General features: G+C 58.3%; 3 rRNA genes. All 3 read left to right on the top strand.

What is annotated here, in order from left to right:
- Window positions 1-3 precede the first annotated feature (3 nt).
- Window positions 4-1,390, top strand: a 16S ribosomal RNA gene (locus tag IO40_RS34545).
- A gap of 240 nt (window positions 1,391-1,630) precedes the next feature.
- Window positions 1,631-4,705, top strand: a 23S ribosomal RNA gene (locus IO40_RS0132670).
- A 79-nt stretch (window positions 4,706-4,784) separates the two neighbouring features.
- A 5S ribosomal RNA gene (gene rrf, locus IO40_RS0132665) occupies window positions 4,785-4,860 on the top strand; the annotation flags it as partial.

Below are 4,860 nucleotides of genomic sequence, written 5' to 3'. Positions count from 1 at the left end.
GCATTCACGGAGAGTTTGATCCTGGCTCAGGACGAACGCTGGCGGCGTGCTTAACACATGCAAGTCGAACGATGAAGCCGCTTCGGTGGTGGATTAGTGGCGAACGGGTGAGTAACACGTGGGCAATCTGCCCTGCACTCTGGGACAAGCCCTGGAAACGGGGTCTAATACCGGATATGACACGGGATCGCATGGTCTCCGTGTGGAAAGCTCCGGCGGTGCAGGATGAGCCCGCGGCCTATCAGCTTGTTGGTGGGGTGATGGCCTACCAAGGCGACGACGGGTAGCCGGCCTGAGAGGGCGACCGGCCACACTGGGACTGAGACACGGCCCAGACTCCTACGGGAGGCAGCAGTGGGGAATATTGCACAATGGGCGCAAGCCTGATGCAGCGACGCCGCGTGAGGGATGACGGCCTTCGGGTTGTAAACCTCTTTCAGCAGGGAAGAAGCGCGAGTGACGGTACCTGCAGAAGAAGCACCGGCTAACTACGTGCCAGCAGCCGCGGTAATACGTAGGGTGCGAGCGTTGTCCGGAATTATTGGGCGTAAAGAGCTCGTAGGCGGCTTGTCGCGTCGGATGTGAAAGCCCGGGGCTTAACCCCGGGTCTGCATTCGATACGGGCAGGCTAGAGTTCGGCAGGGGAGATTGGAATTCCTGGTGTAGCGGTGAAATGCGCAGATATCAGGAGGAACACCGGTGGCGAAGGCGGATCTCTGGGCCGATACTGACGCTGAGGAGCGAAAGCGTGGGGAGCGAACAGGATTAGATACCCTGGTAGTCCACGCCGTAAACGTTGGGCACTAGGTGTGGGCGGCATTCCACGTCGTCCGTGCCGCAGCTAACGCATTAAGTGCCCCGCCTGGGGAGTACGGCCGCAAGGCTAAAACTCAAAGGAATTGACGGGGGCCCGCACAAGCGGCGGAGCATGTGGCTTAATTCGACGCAACGCGAAGAACCTTACCAAGGCTTGACATACACCGGAAAGCCGTAGAGATACGGCCCCCCTTGTGGTCGGTGTACAGGTGGTGCATGGCTGTCGTCAGCTCGTGTCGTGAGATGTTGGGTTAAGTCCCGCAACGAGCGCAACCCTTGTCCTGTGTTGCCAGCAACTCCTTTCGGGGAGGTTGGGGACTCACGGGAGACTGCCGGGGTCAACTCGGAGGAAGGTGGGGACGACGTCAAGTCATCATGCCCCTTATGTCTTGGGCTGCACACGTGCTACAATGGCCGGTACAATGAGCTGCGATGCCGTGAGGTGGAGCGAATCTCAAAAAGCCGGTCTCAGTTCGGATTGGGTGGGAGGGAGTCGTCGAAGGTGGGACTGGCGATTGGGACGAAGTCGTAACAAGGTAGCCGTACCGGAAGGTGCGGCTGGATCACCTCCTTTCTAAGGAGCTTCTTGCTGCCCCTCGGGGTGGCCAGAGCCACTGCGTCAGCGAGTGTCTGACGGTGGTTTGCTCATGGGTGGAACGTTGACTATTCAGTCCGGTTGGTTGCCGGCTTTGCTAGTACTGCCTCTCTTTTGAGGGGTGTGGAAGGTGGGGTCTGGTGGTGGCTGGGCTGGGCATGCGGGGTGGTGGGTGGCTGGTTGTTGTTTGAGAACTGCACAGTGGACGCGAGCATCTGTGGCCAAGTTTTTAAGGGCGCACGGTGGATGCCTTGGCACCAGGAACCGATGAAGGACGTGGGAGGCCGCGATAGGCCCCGGGGAGTTGTCAACCGAGCTGTGATCCGGGGGTGTCCGAATGGGGGAACCCGGCAGTCGTCATGGGCTGTCACCTGCCGCTGAATGTATAGGCGGTGTGGAGGGAACGCGGGGAAGTGAAACATCTCAGTACCCGTAGGAAGAGAAAACAACCGTGATTCCGGGAGTAGTGGTGAGCGAAACCGGAGGAGGCTAAACCGTATGTGTGTGAGACCCGGCAGGGGTTGCGCATGCGGGGTTGTGGGAGCTCACTTCAGTCGTCTGCCGGCGGCTGGGCGAGTCAGAAATTGTGGGTGTAGGCGAAGGGCATGCGAAAGGCCTGGCGTAGAGGGTAAGACCCCCGTAGCTGAAACATCTGCAACTCGCTTGTGGGTTTCCCAAGTAGCATGGGGCCCGAGAAATCCTGTGTGAATCTGGCGGGACCACCCGTCAAGCCTAAATATTCCCTGGTGACCGATAGCGGATAGTACCGTGAGGGAATGGTGAAAAGTACCGCGGGAGCGGAGTGAAAGAGTACCTGAAACCGTGTGCCTACAAGCCGTGGGAGCGTCGCGTGGAGATTTCGGTCTTCACGTCGTGACTGCGTGCCTTTTGAAGAATGAGCCTGCGAGTTTGCGGCATGTTGCGAGGTTAACCCGTGTGGGGGAGCCGTAGCGAAAGCGAGTCCGAAGAGGGCGTTGAGTAGCGTGTTCAAGACCCGAAGCGGGGTGATCTAGCCATGGGCAGGGTGAAGCGGCTGTAAGAGGTCGTGGAGGCCCGAACCCACCAGGGTTGAAAACCTGGGGGATGACCTGTGGTTAGGGGTGAAAGGCCAATCAAACTCCGTGATAGCTGGTTCTCCCCGAAATGCATTTAGGTGCAGCGTCGTGTGTTTCTTGCCGGAGGTAGAGCACTGGATAGGCGATGGGCCTTACCGGGTTACTGACCTTAGCCAAACTCCGAATGCCGGTAAGTGAGAGCGCGGCAGTGAGACTGTGGGGGATAAGCTCCATGGTCGAGAGGGAAACAGCCCAGAGCATCGACTAAGGCCCCTAAGCGTGTGCTAAGTGGGAAAGGATGTGGAGTCGCAGAGACAACCAGGAGGTTGGCTTAGAAGCAGCCATCCTTGAAAGAGTGCGTAATAGCTCACTGGTCAAGTGATTCTGCGCCGATAATGTAGCGGGGCTCAAGTACACCGCCGAAGTCGTGTCACTCCAGCAGTACTCCTAACGGGGGCTGGGGTGGGTAGGGGAGCGTCGTGTGCCGGGTGAAGCAGCCGTGGAAGCGAGTTGTGGACGGTTCACGAGTGAGAATGCAGGCATGAGTAGCGATACATGCGTGAGAAACGTGTGCGCCGATTGACTAAGGGTTCCTGGGTCAAGCTGATCTGCCCAGGGTAAGTCGGGACCTAAGGCGAGGCCGACAGGCGTAGTCGATGGAGAACCGGTTGATATTCCGGTACCCGCTATGCAGCGTCAAACATCGAATCAGGTGATGCTAAGTCCGTGATACCGCTTGTGCCGGCTTTGCCGGTGCGGGTTTGGTGGAGCCGACGGCCCGAGCTTGTAGTAGGTGAGTGATGGGGTGACGCAGTGAGGTAGTCCAGCCCGGGTGATGGTTGTCCCGGGGTAAGGGTGTAGCCCGGTGTGCAGGTAAATCCGTGCGCCGTTACAGGGGTGAGACCTGATGCCGAGCCGTTTGTGGTGAAGTGGGTGATCCTGTGCTGTCGAGAAAAGCCTCTAGCGAGTTGTGTGGCGGCCCGTACCCTAAACCGACTCAGGTGGTCTGGTAGAGAATACCGAGGCGTTCGGGTGAACTATGGTTAAGGAACTCGGCAAAATGCCCCCGTAACTTCGGGAGAAGGGGGGCCTCCTCTGGTGATCCAGCGTGCTTGGTGAGCTGGGGGTGGCCGCAGAGACCAGCGAGAAGCGACTGTTTACTAAAAACACAGGTCCGTGCGAAGCCGTAAGGCGATGTATACGGACTGACGCCTGCCCGGTGCTGGAACGTTAAGGGGACCGGTTAGCTCCATTTCGGTGGGGTGAAGCTGAGAACTTAAGCGCCAGTAAACGGCGGTGGTAACTATAACCATCCTAAGGTAGCGAAATTCCTTGTCGGGTAAGTTCCGACCTGCACGAATGGCGTAACGACTTCTTGACTGTCTCAACCATAGGCCCGGTGAAATTGCAGTACGAGTAAAGATGCTCGTTTCGCGCAGCAGGACGGAAAGACCCCGGGACCTTTACTACAGCTTGATATTGGTGTTCGGTTCGGCTTGTGTAGGATAGGTGGGAGACTGTGAAGCGGGCACGCCAGTGTTCGTGGAGTCGTTGTTGAAATACCACTCTGGTCGTGCTGGATGTCTAACCTGGGTCCGTGATCCGGATCGGGGACAGTGTCTGGTGGGTAGTTTAACTGGGGCGGTTGCCTCCTAAAGGGTAACGGAGGCGCCCAAAGGTTCCCTCAGCCTGGTTGGTCATCAGGTGGTGAGTGTAAGTGCACAAGGGAGCTTGACTGTGAGACTGACGGGTCGAGCAGGGACGAAAGTCGGGACTAGTGATCCGGCGGTGGCTTGTGGAAGCGCCGTCGCTCAACGGATAAAAGGTACCCCGGGGATAACAGGCTGATCTTCCCCAAGAGTCCATATCGACGGGATGGTTTGGCACCTCGATGTCGGCTCGTCGCATCCTGGGGCTGGAGTCGGTCCCAAGGGTTGGGCTGTTCGCCCATTAAAGCGGTACGCGAGCTGGGTTTAGAACGTCGTGAGACAGTTCGGTCCCTATCCGCTGCGCGCGTTGGAGTCTTGAGAAGGGCTGTCCCTAGTACGAGAGGACCGGGACGGACGGACCTCTGGTGTGCCAGTTGTTCTGCCAAGGGCATGGCTGGTTGGCTACGTTCGGGAAGGATAACCGCTGAAAGCATCTAAGCGGGAAGCCTGCTTCGAGATGAGGACTCCCGCCCCCTTTGCACGGTAACGTGTGGAGGTGACCGGTACTAATAGGCCGAGGGCTTGTCCGTAGATGCTCGCGTCCACTGTGTGGGTTCTGAGGCAACAACCAGAACCGTTTTAGCGGTGCGGTGTGTTGTTTCGCCGTGTTCCGGTGGTTATAGCGTGAGGGAAACGCCCGGTTACATTCCGAACCCGGAAGCTAAGCCTTACAGCGCCGATGGTA

It is taken from the genome of Streptomyces albus subsp. albus (assembly GCF_000725885.1).
GTDB lineage: Bacteria > Actinomycetota > Actinomycetes > Streptomycetales > Streptomycetaceae > Streptomyces > Streptomyces albus.
The sequence above is the reverse complement of the archived record's forward strand: the minus strand, read 5'-3'. Positions and strand labels throughout refer to the sequence as shown.